The sequence below is a fragment of the Micromonospora sp. NPDC023869 genome (genome assembly GCF_055559695.1).
Genome location: NZ_JBVHKD010000011.1, coordinates 131,702 through 149,662, shown reverse-complemented (window position 1 = coordinate 149,662; position 17,961 = coordinate 131,702). Strand labels below are relative to the sequence as shown.

At 72.5% G+C, this 17,961-nt stretch carries 15 protein-coding genes; 8 read left to right on the top strand and 7 right to left on the bottom strand.

Features of this window, described 5'->3' with window-relative positions; all coding sequences use genetic code 11:
- Positions 1-4: 4 nt before the first annotated feature.
- The 3 genes from ACZ31C_RS26015 to ACZ31C_RS26005 are packed head-to-tail and all read left to right on the top strand — an operon-like array spanning position 5 to position 2,315.
- Positions 5-967, top strand: a complete 963-nt coding sequence (locus ACZ31C_RS26015; RefSeq protein ID WP_465797497.1) for a lysylphosphatidylglycerol synthase domain-containing protein — start codon at positions 5-7, stop codon at positions 965-967.
- A gap of 11 nt (positions 968-978) precedes the next feature.
- Positions 979-1,611, top strand: coding sequence for a GTP cyclohydrolase II (locus ACZ31C_RS26010; RefSeq protein WP_350694214.1), 633 nt, complete (start codon positions 979-981; stop codon positions 1,609-1,611).
- The gene (locus ACZ31C_RS26005) at positions 1,608-2,315 is read left to right on the top strand and encodes a RibD family protein (protein WP_465797496.1); all 708 of its coding nucleotides are present in this window, start codon (positions 1,608-1,610) and stop codon (positions 2,313-2,315) included. The genes ACZ31C_RS26010 and ACZ31C_RS26005 overlap by 4 nt, the downstream gene beginning before the upstream one ends.
- Before the next feature lie 40 nt (positions 2,316-2,355).
- On the opposite strand, the gene ACZ31C_RS26000 is transcribed toward ACZ31C_RS26005, so the two are convergent.
- From ACZ31C_RS26000 to ACZ31C_RS25990, 3 genes are read right to left on the bottom strand one after another with little or no spacing between them, the layout of a single operon-like run.
- Entirely contained in the window at positions 2,356-3,135 is a 780-nt protein-coding gene (locus tag ACZ31C_RS26000) for a class I SAM-dependent methyltransferase (protein WP_465797495.1), read from the bottom strand.
- An 11-nt stretch (positions 3,136-3,146) separates the two neighbouring features.
- On the bottom strand, positions 3,147-3,740 hold the full coding sequence (locus tag ACZ31C_RS25995) for a GNAT family N-acetyltransferase (protein WP_465797494.1): 594 nt from the start codon (positions 3,738-3,740) through the stop codon (positions 3,147-3,149).
- Positions 3,733-5,808, bottom strand: coding sequence for a penicillin acylase family protein (locus ACZ31C_RS25990; protein WP_465797493.1), 2,076 nt, complete (start codon positions 5,806-5,808; stop codon positions 3,733-3,735). Before ACZ31C_RS25990 ends, ACZ31C_RS25995 begins: the two co-directional genes overlap by 8 nt.
- Before the next feature lie 550 nt (positions 5,809-6,358).
- On the opposite strand from ACZ31C_RS25990, the gene ACZ31C_RS25985 reads away from it, so the two are divergent.
- Genes ACZ31C_RS25985 through ACZ31C_RS25970 form a run of 4 tightly spaced genes read left to right on the top strand, consistent with a single transcriptional unit; the run spans position 6,359 to position 11,622 of the window.
- On the top strand, positions 6,359-7,909 hold the full coding sequence (locus tag ACZ31C_RS25985; protein ID WP_465797492.1) for a pyridoxal phosphate-dependent decarboxylase family protein: 1,551 nt from the start codon (positions 6,359-6,361) through the stop codon (positions 7,907-7,909).
- Between the two features lie 34 nt (positions 7,910-7,943).
- Positions 7,944-9,224 (top strand): lysine N(6)-hydroxylase/L-ornithine N(5)-oxygenase family protein, encoded by a 1,281-nt coding sequence (locus tag ACZ31C_RS25980; protein ID WP_465797491.1) that lies wholly within the window; start codon positions 7,944-7,946, stop codon positions 9,222-9,224.
- A gap of 5 nt (positions 9,225-9,229) precedes the next feature.
- Positions 9,230-9,799: a GNAT family N-acetyltransferase gene (locus ACZ31C_RS25975; RefSeq protein ID WP_465797558.1), complete on the top strand. Its 570-nt coding sequence runs from the start codon at positions 9,230-9,232 to the stop codon at positions 9,797-9,799.
- Entirely contained in the window at positions 9,796-11,622 is a 1,827-nt protein-coding gene (locus tag ACZ31C_RS25970; protein WP_465797489.1) for an IucA/IucC family protein, read from the top strand. Before ACZ31C_RS25975 ends, ACZ31C_RS25970 begins: the two co-directional genes overlap by 4 nt.
- Positions 11,623-11,697: 75 nt before the next feature.
- Here the strand turns inward: ACZ31C_RS25970 and ACZ31C_RS25965 are convergent, their stop codons facing one another.
- Positions 11,698-12,291, bottom strand: coding sequence for a TetR/AcrR family transcriptional regulator (locus ACZ31C_RS25965; RefSeq protein ID WP_465797488.1), 594 nt, complete (start codon positions 12,289-12,291; stop codon positions 11,698-11,700).
- A 62-nt stretch (positions 12,292-12,353) separates the two neighbouring features.
- On the opposite strand from ACZ31C_RS25965, the gene ACZ31C_RS25960 reads away from it, so the two are divergent.
- Positions 12,354-13,082 (top strand): lysostaphin resistance A-like protein, encoded by a 729-nt coding sequence (locus tag ACZ31C_RS25960; RefSeq protein ID WP_465797487.1) that lies wholly within the window; start codon positions 12,354-12,356, stop codon positions 13,080-13,082.
- Here the strand turns inward: ACZ31C_RS25960 and ACZ31C_RS25955 are convergent.
- The 3 genes from ACZ31C_RS25955 to ACZ31C_RS25945 are packed head-to-tail and all read right to left on the bottom strand — an operon-like array spanning position 13,079 to position 17,895.
- The gene (locus tag ACZ31C_RS25955) at positions 13,079-14,083 is read right to left on the bottom strand and encodes a phosphotransferase (RefSeq protein ID WP_465797486.1); all 1,005 of its coding nucleotides are present in this window, start codon (positions 14,081-14,083) and stop codon (positions 13,079-13,081) included. The genes ACZ31C_RS25960 and ACZ31C_RS25955 overlap by 4 nt on opposite strands.
- A gap of 37 nt (positions 14,084-14,120) precedes the next feature.
- Entirely contained in the window at positions 14,121-16,829 is a 2,709-nt protein-coding gene (locus tag ACZ31C_RS25950; RefSeq protein WP_465797485.1) for an alpha/beta hydrolase family protein, read from the bottom strand.
- Positions 16,830-16,878: 49 nt separating this feature from the next.
- The gene (locus ACZ31C_RS25945; RefSeq protein WP_465797484.1) at positions 16,879-17,895 is read right to left on the bottom strand and encodes a LacI family DNA-binding transcriptional regulator; all 1,017 of its coding nucleotides are present in this window, start codon (positions 17,893-17,895) and stop codon (positions 16,879-16,881) included.
- Positions 17,896-17,961: the final 66 nt, after the last annotated feature.

Genomic DNA, 17,961 nt, shown 5'->3' with positions numbered 1-17,961 from the left:
ACGCGTGGGGGAGTTAGCTGGTGGCGCCGTGTCCACGGCCGCCCCGGCGGGTCGGTCGTTCTGGGCTTGGGCACGACTGGCGCTGGGGCTCGCCGTGATCGTCGGCCTGCTGCTGTGGCTGGGAACGGGACCGTTCCTGGCCGGGCTGCGGCTGATCGACGCTCCCGCGCTGGCTGCCGCACTCGCCATCGGCCTGTTCACCACGATCTGTGTCGCCTGGCGGTGGAGCCTGGTCGCCGGTGGTCTCGGCGTCGGGCTACCTCTGCGGGCGGCGGTTGCGCACTGCTACCGGGCGATCTTCCTGAACGCCACCCTGCCCGGCGGGATCCTCGGCGACGTGCACCGGGCGGTACGCCACGGCCGCGACGTCGGTGACGTGGGACGCGGCATCCGGGCGGTGGTCTGGGAGCGCGTCGCCGGCCAGGTCGTGCTGGTGGCGGTCGCGGTGGTGCTGCTGTTCGTGTTCCCCTCACCGGTGCGTCCGTACCTGCCGGTGGCGACCGCGGTGGCGGTCGCGGTGCTGGTCGGCGTGGTGCTGACGGCCCGGGTGCTGCCGCAGTCGGGTGCCACCCGGGTCACCCGCGCGATCGGTACGGCCGTCTCCGACGTGCGCAACGGCCTGCTGGGCCGACGCACCTGGCTGGGTGTGCTGGTCGCCTCCGCGCTCGCGATCGGCGGACACCTGGCGACGTTCCTGCTCGCGGCGCGCACGGCGGGCTCCACGGCGCCGCTGGCCCTGCTGCTGCCGCTGACCCTGCTTGCCCTGCTCGCGATGGCCGTGCCGGCGAACGTCGCCGGTTTCGGCCCGCGCGAGGGGGTGGCCGCGTGGGCGTTCGCCGCCGCCGGCCTGACCGCCGCCGAGGGGGTGGCCGCGGCGACCGTGTACGGCGCTCTCGTGCTCGTCGCGAGCCTGCCCGGAGCGGCCGTGCTGCTGGCTCGACGTGTTCGTGTACCCGCCACCGTATGACGAGGAGACCCATGTCCGACTCACTGCCTCTCGCCACCATCCGGACGCAGGTCACCGTGCCGCTGCGGTTCCCCGACGGCTACGCCACCACCGCCCGGTTGTTCACCTTCGACGGCCTGGTCGACGGCCGGGAACACCTTGCGTTCGCCCTCGGCGACGCCGAACAGGGTGGGGCCGTGCCGCTGGTCCGCCCGCACAGCGAGTGCCTCACCGGCGACGTCTTCGGCAGCCAGCGCTGCGACTGCGGCCCGCAGTTGCGGGAGGCGGTGCAGCGGATCGCCGAGGTCGGCGGGTACCTGCTCTACCTGCGGCAGGAGGGCCGGGGCATCGGCCTGTACGCCAAGCTCGACGCGTACGCGTTGCAGGACGCCGGGCTGGACACCTTCGAGGCCAACGTGGCCCTGGGACACGAGGAGGACGAGCGCGACTACACCGTGGCCGCGCAGATGCTCGTCGCGCTCGGCGTCGGGCCGATCGCGGTGCTCAGCAACAACCCGGAGAAGACCGAGCAACTGGGTCGCCTCGGGGTGACGGTCACCGAGCAGGTGCCCACCGGTGTCTTCCTCTCCCCGGCCAACGCCGACTACCTCGCGGCCAAGGCCAGCCGCGCCGCCCGCACCGCCGATCTTCCCTTCGTCCGGTGACCGGCCCGGCGACGGCGCAGCGCCCGTACGTGCTGCTGAGCTGCGCGACCTCGATCGACGGCTACATCGACGACGCCACCGAGGAGCGGCTGCTGCTCTCCAACGACGCGGACCTCGATCGGGTCGACGCGGTCCGCGCCGACTGCGACGCGATCCTGGTCGGCGCCGGTACGGTCCGCCGGGACGACCCCCGGTTGCTGGTCCGCTGCGACCGGCGCCGGGCCGACCGGGTGGCCCGGGGCCTGCCCGAGTCCCCGACCCGGGTGACCCTGACCGGCTGCGGCGACCTGGACCCGACTGCCCGGTTCTTCACTGTCGGCGACACCGACCGGATCGTCTACTGCGCCAGCGAGGCGTTGGAGAAGACCCGGCACCGCCTCGGTGACCTGGCCACGGTGGTCGACGCCGGTGACCCGATCGACCTGTCCCGGGCGCTGACCGATCTCGCCGACCGGGGAGTCCGCCGGCTGCTGGTGGAGGGCGGCGCGGTGGTGCACGGCCAGTTCCTCGCCGCTGGGCTCGCCGACGAGCTGCACCTGGTGGTCGCGCCGTTCTTCGTCGGGGACCGGCGGGCACCCCGGTTCGTCGGTGAGGGTCGGTTTCCCTGGCATCCGGGCCGGAGGGCCCAGGTGATGGAGGCGCGTCAGATCGGGGACGTGGTGCTCACCCGCTACGCCCTGTCAGAGCGCTGCCAGCCGGCGTGAGTCTGATGCGTCCCGCCCCGCCGGCCGCGGCCATGCCTGGTCATGGGCGGTGGCCCAGCACCAGCGTGGTGCGCAGGGCGAGGACGACAGTGCCGCCGAAGTCGTCGACCAGTCGGCCGAGGACGGTCAGGCCGGCCTGTTGCTGCTCCGGCGACCGGGAGAGGTACGGCCCGAAGGTGCGCACCAGGTCGAGATAGCGTTGCCGGTCGAGGGGCAGGTCGCGCCGGAAGACCTCCTTGCGGATGTCGACGAACTGCCCGTGGTCGACGATGTCCTGGTGGAACCAGTCCGTGGGCCGCTCCCGTACGGTGGGGTCCAGGGCGTGCAGTGCCGATCGGATCGCCGCTCGTTGGTCGGGGTCGGCGTAGTCGTAGCGGTGTCCGAGGACGGCCAGTGTGCCCCCGGGTGCGAGTGCTCGCCGTGCGTGTGCGTTGCGGGTGGCCGGATCCAGCCAGTGCCAGGCCATCGCGCAGGCCAACACGTCGACCCCACCGAAGGGCGGCGACCACTGTGCGAAGGTGCTGACGTGGACGCGGACGTCGGGATGACGCGTGGCCAGCAGCGCCGCCATCCGCGGATCGGGCTCGATGCAGGTCAGGGGTGCGCCGATGCGGGCGAGCACGTCGGTTCCCTTGCCGGTGCCGGCGCCTATCTCGACCACGGACGTCGGCGTGCCGCCGTGGTAGGCGACGATCTCCTCGGCGATCTCGGGCGGATAGCCCGGCCGGGCGGTCTCGTACAGGTCGGCCACCGACCCGAAGACGTCCACCACCGCACTCCTCTCGATCGCGGCACCCGTTCCGAGATCACGCTCGATCACGGATCAGGTGGTCACTGCGGCGCGGGGATGCCACTCGATCCTGGATCGAGCGCGAACCCTGAATCGGGGCGGTCGAGGACCATCAGGCGGGCCTGTTTGTGTGGCAGGTCGATCAGGGGGCCCTCGACGAAACCGGCCCGCCGCAGGCGGGCGATCGCCTTGTCGTTGCGGGCGTCCGGCTCCATGATCAGCCGTTGTCGGGTGGGGTCGGTGAAGACGAACGCGACGAACTCGGCGAGCAGCGTGCCGGTGAACCCGGGCTCGGGGCGTACCGGGGTGCCGATCAGCAGGTGGCCGCCGTAGTCGCCGGGGCGTACCGGGTAGCACTCGCCGACCGGGTCGTGCTCGGGCTGGTAGCCCTGGAACAGCGCCACCGGCTGCCCGTCGCGCAGGGTGAGATACGCGTGGTGGGTGGGCAGCGAGTCGACGTACCGATAGACCTCCACGACCCGGTCCCGGTCGGCGTCGCGCATGCCCCAGAAGCGGGCCCGGTCCTGGCTGACCCAGCCGTGGATGACATCCGCGTCGGCCTCCGGGTCGACCGGCCGGAAGGTGACGGTGCCGAAACCGGGGACGTGTCGCTGGTGGTGGTGCTGGTCAGTCATCGTGCTCCTCGGTGAGGCGGTCCCAGTCGCAGGTCACCTCGACCAGTTCGCCGCGCAACCAGTGGGCGAGCTGGTCGTCGCGGTGCTCTCCGGTGCCGGTGGCACCGAGCGGCACCACCCAGCGGCTGTCCTCGCGGCGGGCCAGGTCCCACACGTACCGGGCGGCCGGTCCGCGCAGGCACAGGTCGGTGACGCCGGGGACGCTGGAGGTGGCCAGCACGCAGTCGCTGTCGCCGTGCAGTTCCGGACCGGGCGGAGCGGCCGGGTCGGGCAGGGCCTGCCACGCCAGCAGCCGGTGCCGCTCACCCCACCGGCGGGTGTCGCCGGTGGCGGCGACCTCCTCGGCCGCCGCCCGCACCAGCGCGTCGCGGTCCACTCCGGGCAGGTCGGCGTGCAGCAGCGGGACCACCGCATACCCGACCCGGGGCACCAGCGCCAGCCAGGGGTGGAACACCTCCGGGTGGGCGGGCGGCTCGGCCAGCACGGCCAGCGCCGGATGGGCGGCTAGCCGCCGGGCCACCGCCGAGCGCAGGTCGGCGAAGGTCGCCGCGTCGACGCTGTCGGCGGCCATCCGGCGGTCCCAGGCCAGCAGCCGGGTCCGTAGGGCGTCGGCGTCGGCGCTGAGCCCGTCCAGGCCGGCCAGCACCGCGAGTAGCGGCTCGGCGCCGGCCAGGTGGGTGTCGGTGTGTACGGCGGCCATCTGCGCCGCGCGCCAGCCGGTGTCGGCGGTGAGCAGCGTACGGATCCGATCGGCGCGGTACGGCGGGGCGAACTCGACGCCGAGACCGGCGGAGATGCCCCGCTCGTTGGCCATCACCGCGACTCCGTCGACCGGGGACTGCGGGGTGTCGTGCCAGCCCTGCCAGGTGTGCTCGGCCGACCAGCCGGGCACCACCCGCAAGCCGTTATCCGGGTGCCGTCGCGGCACCCGCCCAGCCACCCGGTGCAGCAGCCCACCGTCGGTGTCGGCGGCGAGCACCACGTTGACCGGCTCGACCCAGCCGTCCAGGGCGGCGTCCAGGTCGCCGACGGTACGGGCGCGCAGCAGCGCGGGCAGCACGGCGAAGCCGAGGTCGGCGGTGACCCGGGGCGGGTGACGCAGGCTGACGGTCAGCTCGGGATCGTCGTCGGGTCCGCCGGAGACCACCGGCCCCCGCTCGGTCTCGATCACCTCGACCTCGACCGGGTCGGCGCCGGCCACCTCGATGGTCTCGACCTGCCGGTACGCCGGCCGCCACCCGTCCGGCCCGTACGCCTCGACCGCGTCACCTCGGCGGCGCAGCCGCTCGGCGTACAGGTCCTGGTAGTCGGACATCGCGTTGGTGATGGCCCAGGCCACCACACCGGCGTGCCCGAAGTGCGGCAGGCCCGGCACGCCGGGCACGGCGAACCCGAGCACGTCGTACTCCGGGCAGGCCAGGCGGATCTGCTGGTAGATGCCGGGCGCCTCGATGAACCGGTGCGGGTCCCCGGCGATCAGGGGTGCGCCGGTGGCGGTGCGGTCCCCGGTGACCAGCCAGCCGTTGCTGCCGGAGGTCACCTGCCCGTCGACGGCGAACAGACGGGCCGCCGACGCACCGAGCTTGCGCGCCACGTGTTCGCGCCAGAGCTTGGTGGGCAGCCCGGCGAAGAGCACGTGGTGACCGAGCCAGACGGCCAGCGGTGTCCATGGCTGCCAGGTGCCGGGGGACAGGCCGGTGGCGGCGAACTCGGGGGCCCGCGCCGCTCCCTCGGCGAGGCCGCTGTTGACGCCGTCGACGTACCGGCCGACCCACTCGGCGGTCGCCGGGTCGAGCGCCGCGTGGCAGCGTCGCGCGGTGTCGGCGAGCCGGACCTGCCGCGCGAACCGGTCCCAGGCGAGCGCGTCCGGGCCGAGGAAGGCGGCGCTGGTGCCCTGGGAGCGGTGGCGTTCCACCTCGATCTGCCAGGCCCGGTCCAGGGCGGTGACCCGACCCTGTGCGTAGGCCAGCGAGCCGGGGTCGTCGGCGCGCAGGTGCGGGATGCCGTAGCGGTCCCGGTAGCGGCGTCCACTGTGCGTGGAGGGTCCGGTCGTCCGCCGCTCGTCCACGGCGTAACCGTACCGGTGCGCAGGGGAGTGGCGGGGACCGGCGGTGGGGGAATCGGGTGGCGGCTCGATGGCGGACAGTGTGAGCTCCTGTGTGGTGCGAAACGCCGAGCGGGACTTGACAGTCGGTTAGGTTAGGTTAACCTAACCGCGGTTGTCCAAGGTCCTCTCGACCCTGATCGAAAGACGACGCGATGCCTCATCCCGTCTCCGTCCGCCGCTCCCCGTCCAGGGGCTCACTCGCCGCCGGCACTGCTGACGCAGTCGACGGGGCCGCCGGCCGTGAGGGAGATGAGTCGCCGATCACTTTCGGTCCTCCGCGTGACGGTCACATCGGTCGACCTCGCTTCGCACCTGCCATTCGCGGCCTCGTGCCGACCGCCACCCCACCCCCGGGTGTGCGACTGCTCGCCTGACGCCTCCGGGCGACCCGCGCCTCATCCCGCCGGCCGCCCCTGCCCCCACCCGCCGAGACCGCAGCACCCGCCGCCCGACGTACGAGCGGCGGGTTCCGGCTGCCCGAAACCCGATCCGCCGAGCGTGGAGGACGTCCATGACCCTGCCGGTGCACACCGCCGAGGCAACGCCGACCCGGCCGCCGAACGGGCCCACAACAGCCCGGGCCCACCTGTTCCACGCCGGCACAGTCGAGGAGTACCGGCGCGTCGTGGCGGCCGGCACCGAGCGGGTGGCCCGGCGGGTGGCCGAGGCGACCGGACCCTGCACCGGCGTACGCCCGGACGAGTTGGCGCCGCTGGTCGACGCGGTCGACCTGGACCGCCCGCTGGGTGACGCCACCGCCGCCCTGGATGAGCTGGAGGAGGTCTACCTGCGCGACGCGGTCTACTTCCACCACCCCCGCTACCTGGCCCACCTGAACTGTCCGGTGGTCCTCCCGGCACTGCTCGGCGAGGCGGTGCTCAGCGCGGTGAACTCCTCGATGGACACCTGGGACCAGAGCGCCGGCGGCACCCTCATCGAACGACGGCTGATCGACTGGACGGCTGGCCGGATCGGCTTCGGCCCGACCGCCGACGGGGTGTTCACCAGCGGCGGCACCCAGTCCAACCTGCACGCCCTGCTGCTGGCCCGGGAGGAGGCCCTGGCCGGGGCCACCCCGGCCGACCGACGCATCCTGCTGCCCCGACTGCGGATCATCGCCTCCGCGGCCGGCCACTTCAGCGTGCAGAAGGCCGCCAAGCTGCTCGGTCTGGCCCCCGACGCGATCGTGCTGGTGGAGACCGGCCCGGACCGGCGGATGCGGTCCGGCGCGGTCCGCCACGAGATCGCCCGCTGCCGGCGCGACGGCCTGCCGGTGATGGCGGTCGTGGCCACCGCCGGCACCACCGACTTCGGCACCATCGACCCGCTCGACGAGATCGCCGAGGTGTGCGCCACCGCCGGGGTGTGGCTGCACGTCGACGCCGCGTACGGCTGCGGGCTGCTGGTCTCGCCGACCCGCCGGCACCTGCTCGACGGCGTCGAGCGGGCCGACTCCGTGACCGTCGACTACCACAAGTCCTTCTTCCAGCCGGTCAGCTCCAGCGCGGTGCTGGTCCGTGACGGCCGGACGTTGCGGCACGTCACCTGGCACGCCGACTACCTCAACCCGGCCCGGATGGTCGCCCAGCGCATCCCCAACCAGGTCGACAAGAGCATGCAGACGACGCGGCGCTTCGACGCCCTCAAGCTCTGGCTGACCCTGCGGGTGATGGGCCCGGACGCGGTCGGCGAGCTGTTCGACGAGGTCTGCGACCGGGCCGACGACGCCTGGGACCTGGTCGCCGCCGATCCCCGCTTCGAGGTGCTGACCCGTTCGCCGCTGAGCACCGTGGTGTTCCGTTGGCTGCCCACCGGGCCCGGCCGGGACCTGGCCGACGCGGCCAACCTGCGGGCCCGGGAGGCGCTGGCCGCCTCCGGCCTGGCCGTCGTCGCCGGGACCAAGGTGGACGGTCGGCAGTACCTCAAGTTCACCGTTCTCAATCCGCACACCACGCGCGAGGATGTCGGGTACGTGCTGGACCTGATCGCCGAGCACGCCGGCCGGTACGTGCACGCCCACGCCGGCACGCCCGCCGTTGACCTGACCTGCCCGGTCGGCTGACATGCCGCCGGAGAACCCGAGCCTGGAGGGCCGGATGTCCAGCTACGACTTCATCGGGATCGGTCTCGGCCCGTACAACCTGGGCCTTGCCTGCCTGACCGCGCCGATCGCCGAGATCGACGGGCTGTTCCTGGAGGCCCGCGACGACGTGTCCTGGCACCCCGGGATGCTGCTGGAGTCCTCCCGCCTGCAGACGCCGTTCATGGCCGACCTGGTGACCCTGGCCGACCCCACCTCGCCGTACTCCTTCCTCAGCTATCTCAAGGAGATCGGCCGGCTCTACCCGTTCTACATCCGGGAGAACTTCTATCCGCTGCGGGTGGAGTACGACGCGTACTGCCGGTGGGCTGCCGGGAAGCTGTCCAACCTGCGCTTCGGCCACCAGGTGACCGCCGTCGAGTACGACCCGGCCGACGACCGGTACGTGGTGACCGCCACTGTCGACGGCGACACCGTCTCGTACCGGGCCCGGCACGTGGTGCTCGGCACCGGCACCCCGCCGCACCTGCCGCCCGCGTGCGCCGGGCTGACCTCCGACGCGGTGCACAACTCGCGCTACCTGTCCAACCGGGACGCGTTGCGGGCGAAGCGGAGCATCACCGTGGTCGGCAGTGGGCAGAGCGCCGCCGAGATCTACCACGACCTGCTCGGTGACATCCACACGTACGGCTACCGGCTGAACTGGGTGACCCGCTCGCCCCGGTTCTTCCCGCTGGAGTACACCAAGCTCACCCTGGAGATGACCTCACCGGACTACGTGGACTACTTCCACGCACTGCCCGAGGCGACCCGCTACCGGTTGGAGTCCGAGCAGAAGGGCCTGTTCAAGGGGATCTCCGCCGACCTGATCGACGGCATCTTCGACCTGCTCTACGCCACCAGCGTGCACGGCCCGGTGGACACCCACCTGCTGACCAACACCGAACTGACCGAGGTCACCTACGACGAGGCCGCCGGGGTGCACACGCTCGCGTTGCGCCACGTCGAGCAGGAGCGCGACTTCACGCTGGAGAGCGAGGGGCTGGTGCTGGCCACCGGCTATCACTACCGGGTGCCGGCGTACCTGGACCCGATCCGGGACCGGCTGCGCTTCGACGGGCACGGCCGGCTCGACGTCGCCCGCAACTACAGCATCGACCAGACCGGGCGCGGCGTCTTCCTCCAGAACGGCGGTACGCACACGCACAGCATCACCTCGCCCGACCTGGGAATGGGTCCGTACCGCAACGCCTGGATCATCCGCGAGATGCTCGGCCGGGAGCCGTACCCGATCGAGAAGTCGATCACGTTCCAGGAGTTCGGGGTGCCCGCGTGACCGAGATCGTCTTCACCCGCCACGATCCGGGGCTGGGCGAGTTCGCCCTGCGTACGCTCGACGTGGCCGCCGACGCGCCGCTGCTGCACCGCTGGGTCACCCACCCGAAGGCGGCGTTCTGGATGATGCAGGACGCCGATGTGGACCGGGTCGCGACCGAGTACGGCGCCATCGTCGCCCACCCGCACCACGACGCGTACCTCGGTCTGTGGCGCGGCGAGCCGGCGTTCCTCGCCGAACGGTACGACCCGGCCCGGGTGGAGCTGGTCGGCCTCCACGACGCACAGCCCGGTGACGTCGGCATGCACTTCCTCTGCGCGCCCACCGACACCCCCGTGCACGGCTTCACCACCGCCGTGATCACCACCGTGATGGCCTGGCTCTTCACCGACCCCGCCACCCGTCGGGTCGTGGTCGAGCCGGACGTGCGCAACACCGCCGTGCACGCGCTCAACGCGGCGGTCGGGTTCGAGGTGGTCGGCCCGATCGCCAAGCCAGAGAAGACGGCCCTGTTGAGCATCTGCACCCGGGAGCGGTTCGTCGCCGCGACCCGTAGCGAAGGAGCATCATCGTGACCACCCCCGCCTCGTCCGCACCGGTCGCGCACCTGCGTCCGCAGACCTGGGAGCGGGTCAACCGGCTGCTGGTGCGCAAGGCCCTCGCGGAGTTCACCCACGAGCGGCTGCTGACCCCCGAGCCGGTCGACCCGACCGCCGGGCCCGCCGACGCGCACGGACGCCGGTGGTACGCGGTGACCGGTGACTCCGGCGCGGTGCGGTACTGCTTCGCGGCGCGGGTGCTGGCGTTGGAGCACTGGGACATCGACCCGGAGAGCATCACCCGGCACCGGGACGACGAGTCGCTGCCGCTGGACGCCGTCGACCTCTGCCTGGAACTGCGTGACGCGCTCGGGCTCGCCGACCGGATCCTGCCCGTCTACCTGGAGGAGATCACCTCCACGCTGGCCGGTGCCGCGTACAAGCTGGACCGCGCGCTGCCGAGCGCCACCGAACTGGTCGAGGCCGACTTCCAGGTGATCGAGACGTCGATGACCGAGGGTCACCCGTGCTTCGTGGCCAACAACGGCCGGCTCGGCTTCGGCGTCGACGAGTACCACCGGTACGCCCCGGAGGCGGCCCGGCCGGTACGCCTCGTCTGGGTGGCCGCGCACCGCGACCACGCCACCTTCACCAGCGCCGCCGACCTGGAGTACGCGAGCTTCCTGCGGGCGGAACTGGGCGAGGCGACCCTGACCCGGTTCGCCGACACGATGCGTGACCTCGGTCTGGACCTGGACGACTACCTGCTCATGCCGGTGCACCCGTGGCAGTGGTGGAACAAGATGTCGGTGACGTTCGCCGGTGAGGTGGCCCGCCGCCGCCTGGTGCACCTCGGCGAGGGGCCGGACGAATACCTTGCCCAGCAGTCCATCCGGACCTTCTTCAACGTCAGCGCACCGCAGCAGCACTACGTCAAGACGGCCCTGTCGGTGCTGAACATGGGCTTCATGCGGGGGCTGTCGGCCGCGTACATGGAGGCCACCCCGGCGATCAACGACTGGCTCGCGGATCTGGTCGCCGGTGACGCGGTCTTCGGCTCCACCGGCCTGACCATCCTGCGGGAGCGGGCCGCCGTCGGTTACCGGCACCGGCAGTACGAGGCGGCGACTGACCGCTATTCGCCGTACCGCAAGATGCTGGCCGCACTCTGGCGGGAGAGCCCGGTGCCCGGCCTCGCCCCCGGCGAACGGCTGGCCACCATGGCGTCGCTGCTGCACGTCGACGCCGACGGCCGCTCGTTCGCCGCCGAACTCGTCGCCGCCTCGAAGCTGGCGCCGACGGAGTGGCTGCGCCGTTACCTGAACGCCTACCTGACGCCGCTGCTGCACGCCTTCTACGCCTACGACCTGGCGTTCATGCCGCACGGCGAGAACGTCATCATGGTGCTGCGCGACGGCGCGGTCGAACGGGTGATCTTCAAGGACATCGCCGAGGAGATCGTGGTGATGAGCGCCGAGGCGGCACTGCCGTCGGCCGTGGAGCGCATCCGGGCCGACATCCCGGAGGACATGAAGCTGCTCTCCATCTTCACCGACGTCTTCGACTGCTTCTTCCGCTTCCTCAGCGCCACCCTGGTCGCGCAGGGCGTGGTGGACGAGGAGACGTTCTGGCGGGCGGTCGCCGACTGCGCCACCGCGTACGCCGACCAGGTGCCACACCTGGCCGACCGGCTGGCCCGCTACGACCTGTTCGCCCCGGAGTTCGCGCTCTCCTGCCTCAACCGGCTGCAACTGCGCGACAACCAGCAGATGGTCGACCTCTCCGACCCGTCGGCCGCCCTGCAACTCGTCGGCGCCCTGACCAACCCCCTGGCCCGCTTCGCGCCCGCCGTCCGGTGAGTCGCCGACCCGCCCTGCCCGCCGGCGGCCGGGCGGGTGGCGTTCGCGGTGTGGTGGCGAGGCCGGGTGCCGCCGTCAATCGTCTGTCGGCGCGAGTCGGGCGAGGTGCGTGTCGATCTCCGTGTGGGCGTCGGCGGGGCTCAGGCCGGTGGTCAGGATCCGGATCGTGAGGCCGTCGGTCAGGGTGGTCAGCGCGGCGGCCTCGGCGCGCGGGTCGACGTGGGTGCCGAGGTCGCCGTCGGCCCGGCCACGGGTGAGCAGCCGTTCGAGGTTGGCCCGCAGGGCCACCTCGCTCGTGGCGAGGATCTCCGCGATCTGCGCGTCGACCAGCGCCTCGGCGGTCAGGACGAGCCAGACCCGGGCCTCGAAGGTCCGCTCGTCGTCCAGCGGGACGATCTCGCACGCCGCCTGTCGGAGGACGTCCACGGTGATGGCGTCCGCCGGGATCGTCTGTGCCCGCCGGGTCACCCGCTCGGCGAGGTGCGCGATGGCCGCCTGCACCATGCGTTCCCGGGTCGGCAGGTAGTGCTGGGCGGTCGCCAGCGCCATGCCGGCCTCGGTGGCGACCGCCCGGACGGTCATCCCGACCGAGCCCGAGCGGGCGAGCACCGTACAGGCGGCGGCACCGAGATGTCGCCGTCGCTCTTCGTGATCCACAACCTTCGGCACGCTAGCGATCATAGATGATCGGTCATTTGACCGATATAGGTCAGCGATCTAACCTAGCGTTCATGAGCAGTTCCGCACCGGGCCGTACCACCCTGACCACGTACGTCCCTCGATTCACCTACCTCGACATGGCCCTGGTGTTCCTCGTCGGCATCGGCCTGGCCAACTCGGCTGTGGCGGGCTTCCTGGCACAGGGACCGGCCCGGCTGGGCATGTCCGAGATGGCGGCCACGAGCATCGCCTGGGTCCTGATCAACGGCACCCAGTTGGCCGTCGGCCTGCTCGTCACCTGGCACCGCTTCGGCGCGATCCGCCGACCACTGCTGCTGGAGCGCCCCGATCGGGGCCAGGTCGGCGCCGCCGCCGGATGGGGCCTGGCCAAGGCCGCGCTGACCCTCGGTCTGCTGCTGGTGCTGCCCACCGCGCTCACCCAGGGCGGCGGTGGAGAAGGCGGCTACCCCGCCGGGAGCCTCCTGGCGCAGTTCACCTTCGCGTTCGCCTTCGGTGCCGTCGCCTCACCCGTCTACGAGGAGGTCCTCTACCGGGGCGTCTTCTTCCGCGGACTGGCGGCCCGGATGCCTGCCGTCGCGGCCATCGTCCTCTCCTCGACCTTTTTCGCCGTGGCGCACCTGCCCCGGGTCTTCAACACCATCAGCGCACTCGTCGCCGGGCTCATCTTCGCCTGGCTGCTGCACCGGTACCGCAACCTCTGGGTGCCGATCCTGGCCCACGCGGTCAGCAACGGCACCCTGGTCGTGCTGGCCTTCGCCGTCGAGGCCACCGCAGGTTAGCCGTCGGACAGGTCGGCGAGGTCGCGCGTCACCAGGTCGGCCAGGAGCGTGTGCCGCCCCGGGTCGTTGTCGGGTGTGATGCCCCGGCTCGGCATCTCCACCGTCATCAACAGGTGCAGGTGCATCCGGTACAACGCCAACCGGCGGCGTACCCCGTCGTCGAAGACCAGCGGCGTGCCGGTGGCCTCGGCGTACCCGCGTAGGAACGGGTGGGTCGGCTCGTCCTCGGCGCGCCGGAACAGCAGCGGCGAGACCAGGTCCAGCAGCGGATCGCCGTAGAGGAAGCGTTCGCCGTCGACCAGCCCGCACATCCGGTACGCGCCGGTGTCGTCCGGCGCGGCCAGCACGTTGCCGTCCCAGCAGTCGAAGTGCAGCAGCGCCGGGCGGCGTACCTGGTCGAGCAGGTCACCGTGCCGGGCGACCAGCGCACGGAACCGCTCCGGCGGGGCGGGCAGCGCGATGTCCCAGTCGGCGGCGTCGGCGAGCAGATCATCGATGATCGCCGTGAACGCCGTCCGCCACGTCGTCCCGCCGCTACGGCCCGCGTCGTAGCCGAACCGGTCGCCGGTGATCCGGTGCACGGCCGCCGTCGCCGCGCCCAGGTCGGCGCGGGCCGGTGCGTCGTCGACGTCCAGGTCGGGCAGGGCGCGTCCGGGCAGCCGGCTGGTGACCAGCCACTCGCCGAGGCGCGGGTGCGTGCCGTGGTGCAGCACGGTCGGCACCGGCACCGTCGGTGCGCCGGTGGCGACCAGCCGGAAGTAGCGGGCCTCGGCGGCGAGCAGCCCGGTCTCGTACCGCAGCAGCCGGGCGGTGGGCGGCGGGCCCACCTTGAGGACGACCTGGCGGTCGTCGTCGAGGTGGACCCACCACACGGTGGCGAAACCGCCGCCGGTCAGCGGCGCGCAGTCGCGGATCTTCCGGTCGGGGCCGAACGAGGCCCGGACGTAGTCGGCCACGTCGTCGGCGGTGAGGACCTGTTGGGTGGGGCTGAGCGGCGGCACCGGACCAGGGTATGCGTCCGGTGCCGCCGCTCAGCGGTCAGCCGCCGGTCACCACCCCGGTCAGCACCACGTCCACGATCGGCCCGTCCTCCGGCTCGGCGAAGGACAGCTCGATCCACTCGTCCGGCTCGGTCACCGAGTCGGCGATCGTCGGCACGTGGACCTCACCGACGCCGGTCTCGGCCGGAATCACCAGGTACGGCGTCAACCAGGTCTGCGACAACGGCCGTTCCGGCTGCACCGGCTCGAACGCGTTGTCCGTGAACCAGGCCGGGTCGACGTCCAGGGTGGACAGCTCCGGTCCGGCGCTGGGCGCCTGCGGCCAGGTGGACAGGAACAGGCCCTGCTCGGTCGGCTCGGAGGCCGATAGACGCCAGCTCAACAGTTCGCCCTCGGCGACGCGCACCTCGCGGGACTCTACGGTGAGCACCGGCACCGGATCGTCGTTGCGGACGTCGAGTCCACCGACGTAGTCGCCGACCACCACGCCCCGGTCCGCCTTGACGGACAACGTGTGCTGCTCGGTGTAGTTCCACAGCCTGTCACCGAGCACCTCGACCGGCACCGGGATGCGGCGCTGACCGGGCCGCACGGTGGCCGTCCAGGTACGTGTCTCGAAGGTCACCGGGTCGAGCAGGTACATCCGTACCGCGCCGCTGCCGCGTCCCGTCAACGACACCGGGATCTCGTGCGTACGGGTGCCGGAGTCGCCCTCGGACACCTGGAGGGTGCCGACGTCGAGGCGCGGCAGGCGGGCCGGGCGGGGATCGGGGGTGCCCGGCGCCCATCCCCACGCGTCGAGCAGCCAGGCGCGGCCGGTCGCGCTGCGCGGGGTGATCTCGACGGCGGCCAACCGGGCGGGAGCGCCCTTCAGCGGCACCCGCACCTCCTGCGCCCAGTACGAGGTCGTGTACCCGGTCCCGGGCAGGCCGTCGACCCGGACCTCACCCAGCCGGGTGCGCCGTCCGTCGGTGCCGACGACGGTGACGTCCCACCGGGTGTCGGTGGTGTTCGGCGGGACGATGACGCGCAGCGCCAACTCCCGGGCACCGGCGACGGAGACCGGCCGGGACGGCGCCAGCCGGATCGGGGTGCCGGCGCGGGACCAGGTCAGCTCGGCCGCGTACCGGTCGACGTCGGGCACGTTCCAAAAGAAGGGTACGAAGTGCGCGAACTGGGCGTCGCGGTCGTCCGGGTCGAGGCAGGACCGCTGCGGGTCGTCGGTGACCTGGTCGCAGAGGCGGGCCCCGGCGGACAACCTGGTCGACGCGTCGGGCGTCAGGACCGGCGTGCGGTTGCCGCCGAGTGCGTGACTGAGCACCCGGGCCGGGTCGGCCGAGGGGGCGCGTCGGCCGCTGCCGTCGAGTAGCGGTCGGACGCGGTCGTCGCCCCCGACGAACAGCCGTGCGGCGGCGGCGACGTAGGTGGCGCCGACGGTCTGCTGCTGCGCGGCGGTGAGCCGGGTCGGGGTGCCGGGATCACAGACGGGGTCCGGTCCACCGCCCTCGGTGAAGAAGTCGTCCCATGACGGGGCCACCGACTGCCCGGGCGTCCATTCCGTGTTGAAGAAGTTGTGGTTGGCGCCGATCACGTAGAGCGCACTGTGCAGGGCGCGGCCGGAGCTGACTCCGCGTGTGCTGTCCACGAACATCTGGCCCTGCTGGTCGAGGACGTCACCGTCGCAGCCGGGCAGGATCGTCACCGACGGGACGTCCGGCACCGGGTTGTGGCCGAAGATGGTCGGACCGATCAGCAGCAGACCGCGTACGGTCCAGCGGACCCGGCCCGAGTAGCCGTCCACGGCGGCCGGCGGCGGGGTGAGCGAGTCCATCGCGGCACGGTTGACTCCCTCGCCACCCCGGGAGTGACCCACCAGGAGCACCCGGGACAGGTCGGCGCGGGGTGCCGCGCGCACGATGTCCGGCGCGGTGGCGCGTCCGGCACCGGCCCAGTCGGCCCATGTGGCCAGGTGCAGCCGGATCAGCGAGGAGCGGGCCTGGGCCCCGCCGTCCTCGAGGGCCCAGTCCTGGCCGTTGATCCCGTTGGCCGAGATGGAGACGGTCAGGTAACCCTGCGAGGCGAGCAGCCGCTGCGCCTGGAGGTAGCCCCGGTGGCTGGGGATCGGATCGGTGCCGTCCGGGCAGGGCCACTGGAGGAACAGATCGTCGGCACCATCCTGGTAGCAGCTCGTGTGGCGGCCGTGCAGGAACACCGCGAGCGGCCGTGCTCCGGTGCTGCCCTGCGGCGCGACCACGACGGCGCGCATCTCCACCTTTTCCGGAAGGTCCGGCAACGTGACGGCGGGCAGGTCGTACTCGCCGGTGATCTGTGCGTAGGGTCCGGGTACGCCGGGATCGACGGCGGCGGCGGGCTGCGGAGCGGGTACGGCGGCGAGCGGCCCCGACCGGCGGGCGGCTGGCGGAGCCGCTCCGTCGAGCCGCCTACCGCTGGCCCGCACGCTGAGCTGGTCGGGTTCGACCGGCCCGGTCAGCGGCAGGCTGAACGTGCGTCCGTCCGGGTGCGGGCGGGCCTGGCCGAGCCGCCGGTCACCGGACCAGAACTCGACCGCGGCACCACCGACCGGCACCCGGTTGCCCGAACGCCAGGTCAGCTCGCCGCCGGCCATCGACCAGCCGGTGGCTGCCGGCCGGGGCGCGGGGCTGCCCGGAGGAGCCGCCACCGCCGGCCCGGTGGCACCGGCCACCATCGCCACGGCGAGCGCGGCGGAGATCAGTAATCTACGCATGACACTACGTCTATCTCAGCCGCGCAACCCGATCGCGGCGGTCCGGCGGTCAGTCCGGTGGTGGGGCGGAACTGTCCCGTCGGACGAGCTCGGCGGCGAGCGACTCCACCCGGGGGCGGTCCGCACCCGGGTCCAGGGCCAGCGCCATCGCCCGCGCACCCATCTCCACCAGCGGCAGCCGGATCGTGGTCAGCGTCGGCGTGACGTCCCGGGCCATCGGCATGTCGTCGAAGCCGACGACGCTGACCCGCTCGGGCACCGCCAGCCCGCGCGACCGCAGCAGCGCCAGCGCGCCGATCGCCATCGAGTCGTTGAGTGCCACGATCGCGGTCAGTTCCGGTTCCGCGTCGAGCAGGGCGGCGGTGGCGGCGGCACCGCTGTCGCGGTCGAACTCGGCGTACCGGACGCGGTGTTCCGGCAGGTTCCGGCCGTGGGCGGTGAGTTCCTCGCGCAGCCCGGTCAACCGGTCGGTGGTGGTGGTCAACACCTGGGGGCCGGCCACGACCCCGATCCGTTCGTGACCCAGCCGGCACAGCTCCTGCCCGAGCAGCCGGGCGCCGCTGCGGTTGTCGGGCATCACCGCGTCGCCGGAGTGTTCGTGCCGGCCGATCACCGCGACCCGCCCACCGGTCGCCTCGTACGCCGTCAGCTTGCCGTTGAGCAGACGGGTGAACTCCGCGTCGTGGTAGCCGGAACCGGCCAGGATGATGGCGGCCACCTGGTGCCCGCGCAGCAGCTCGACGTACTCCAGTTCGCGCTCCGGGTCGCGGTAGCTGTTGCAGATCATCAGCAGCCGACCCTGGTCGGTGGCGACCCGTTGCAGGCCCCGGGTGATCTCGGAGAAGTACGGGTCGGAGACGTCGTGCACGATCACGCCGACGGCGCCCCGGTGCGAGCGGGCGAGCAGTTGGGCGTGGGCGTTGGGCACGTACTGCAACTCGGCGACGGCCTGGAGCACCCGCTCCCGCAACTCGTCGGTGACCGGCTTGCTGCTGCCGTTGATCACCCGAGAGGCGGTGGCGGGGGAGACGCCGGCCCGCCGGGCCACATCGGACAGAGTCGCCACGTACCGCCCCCTTGCGCTCACGCCGCGCGCCTGCGGCCAGCGTCACCGTACCGCAGTCGGGGTCTC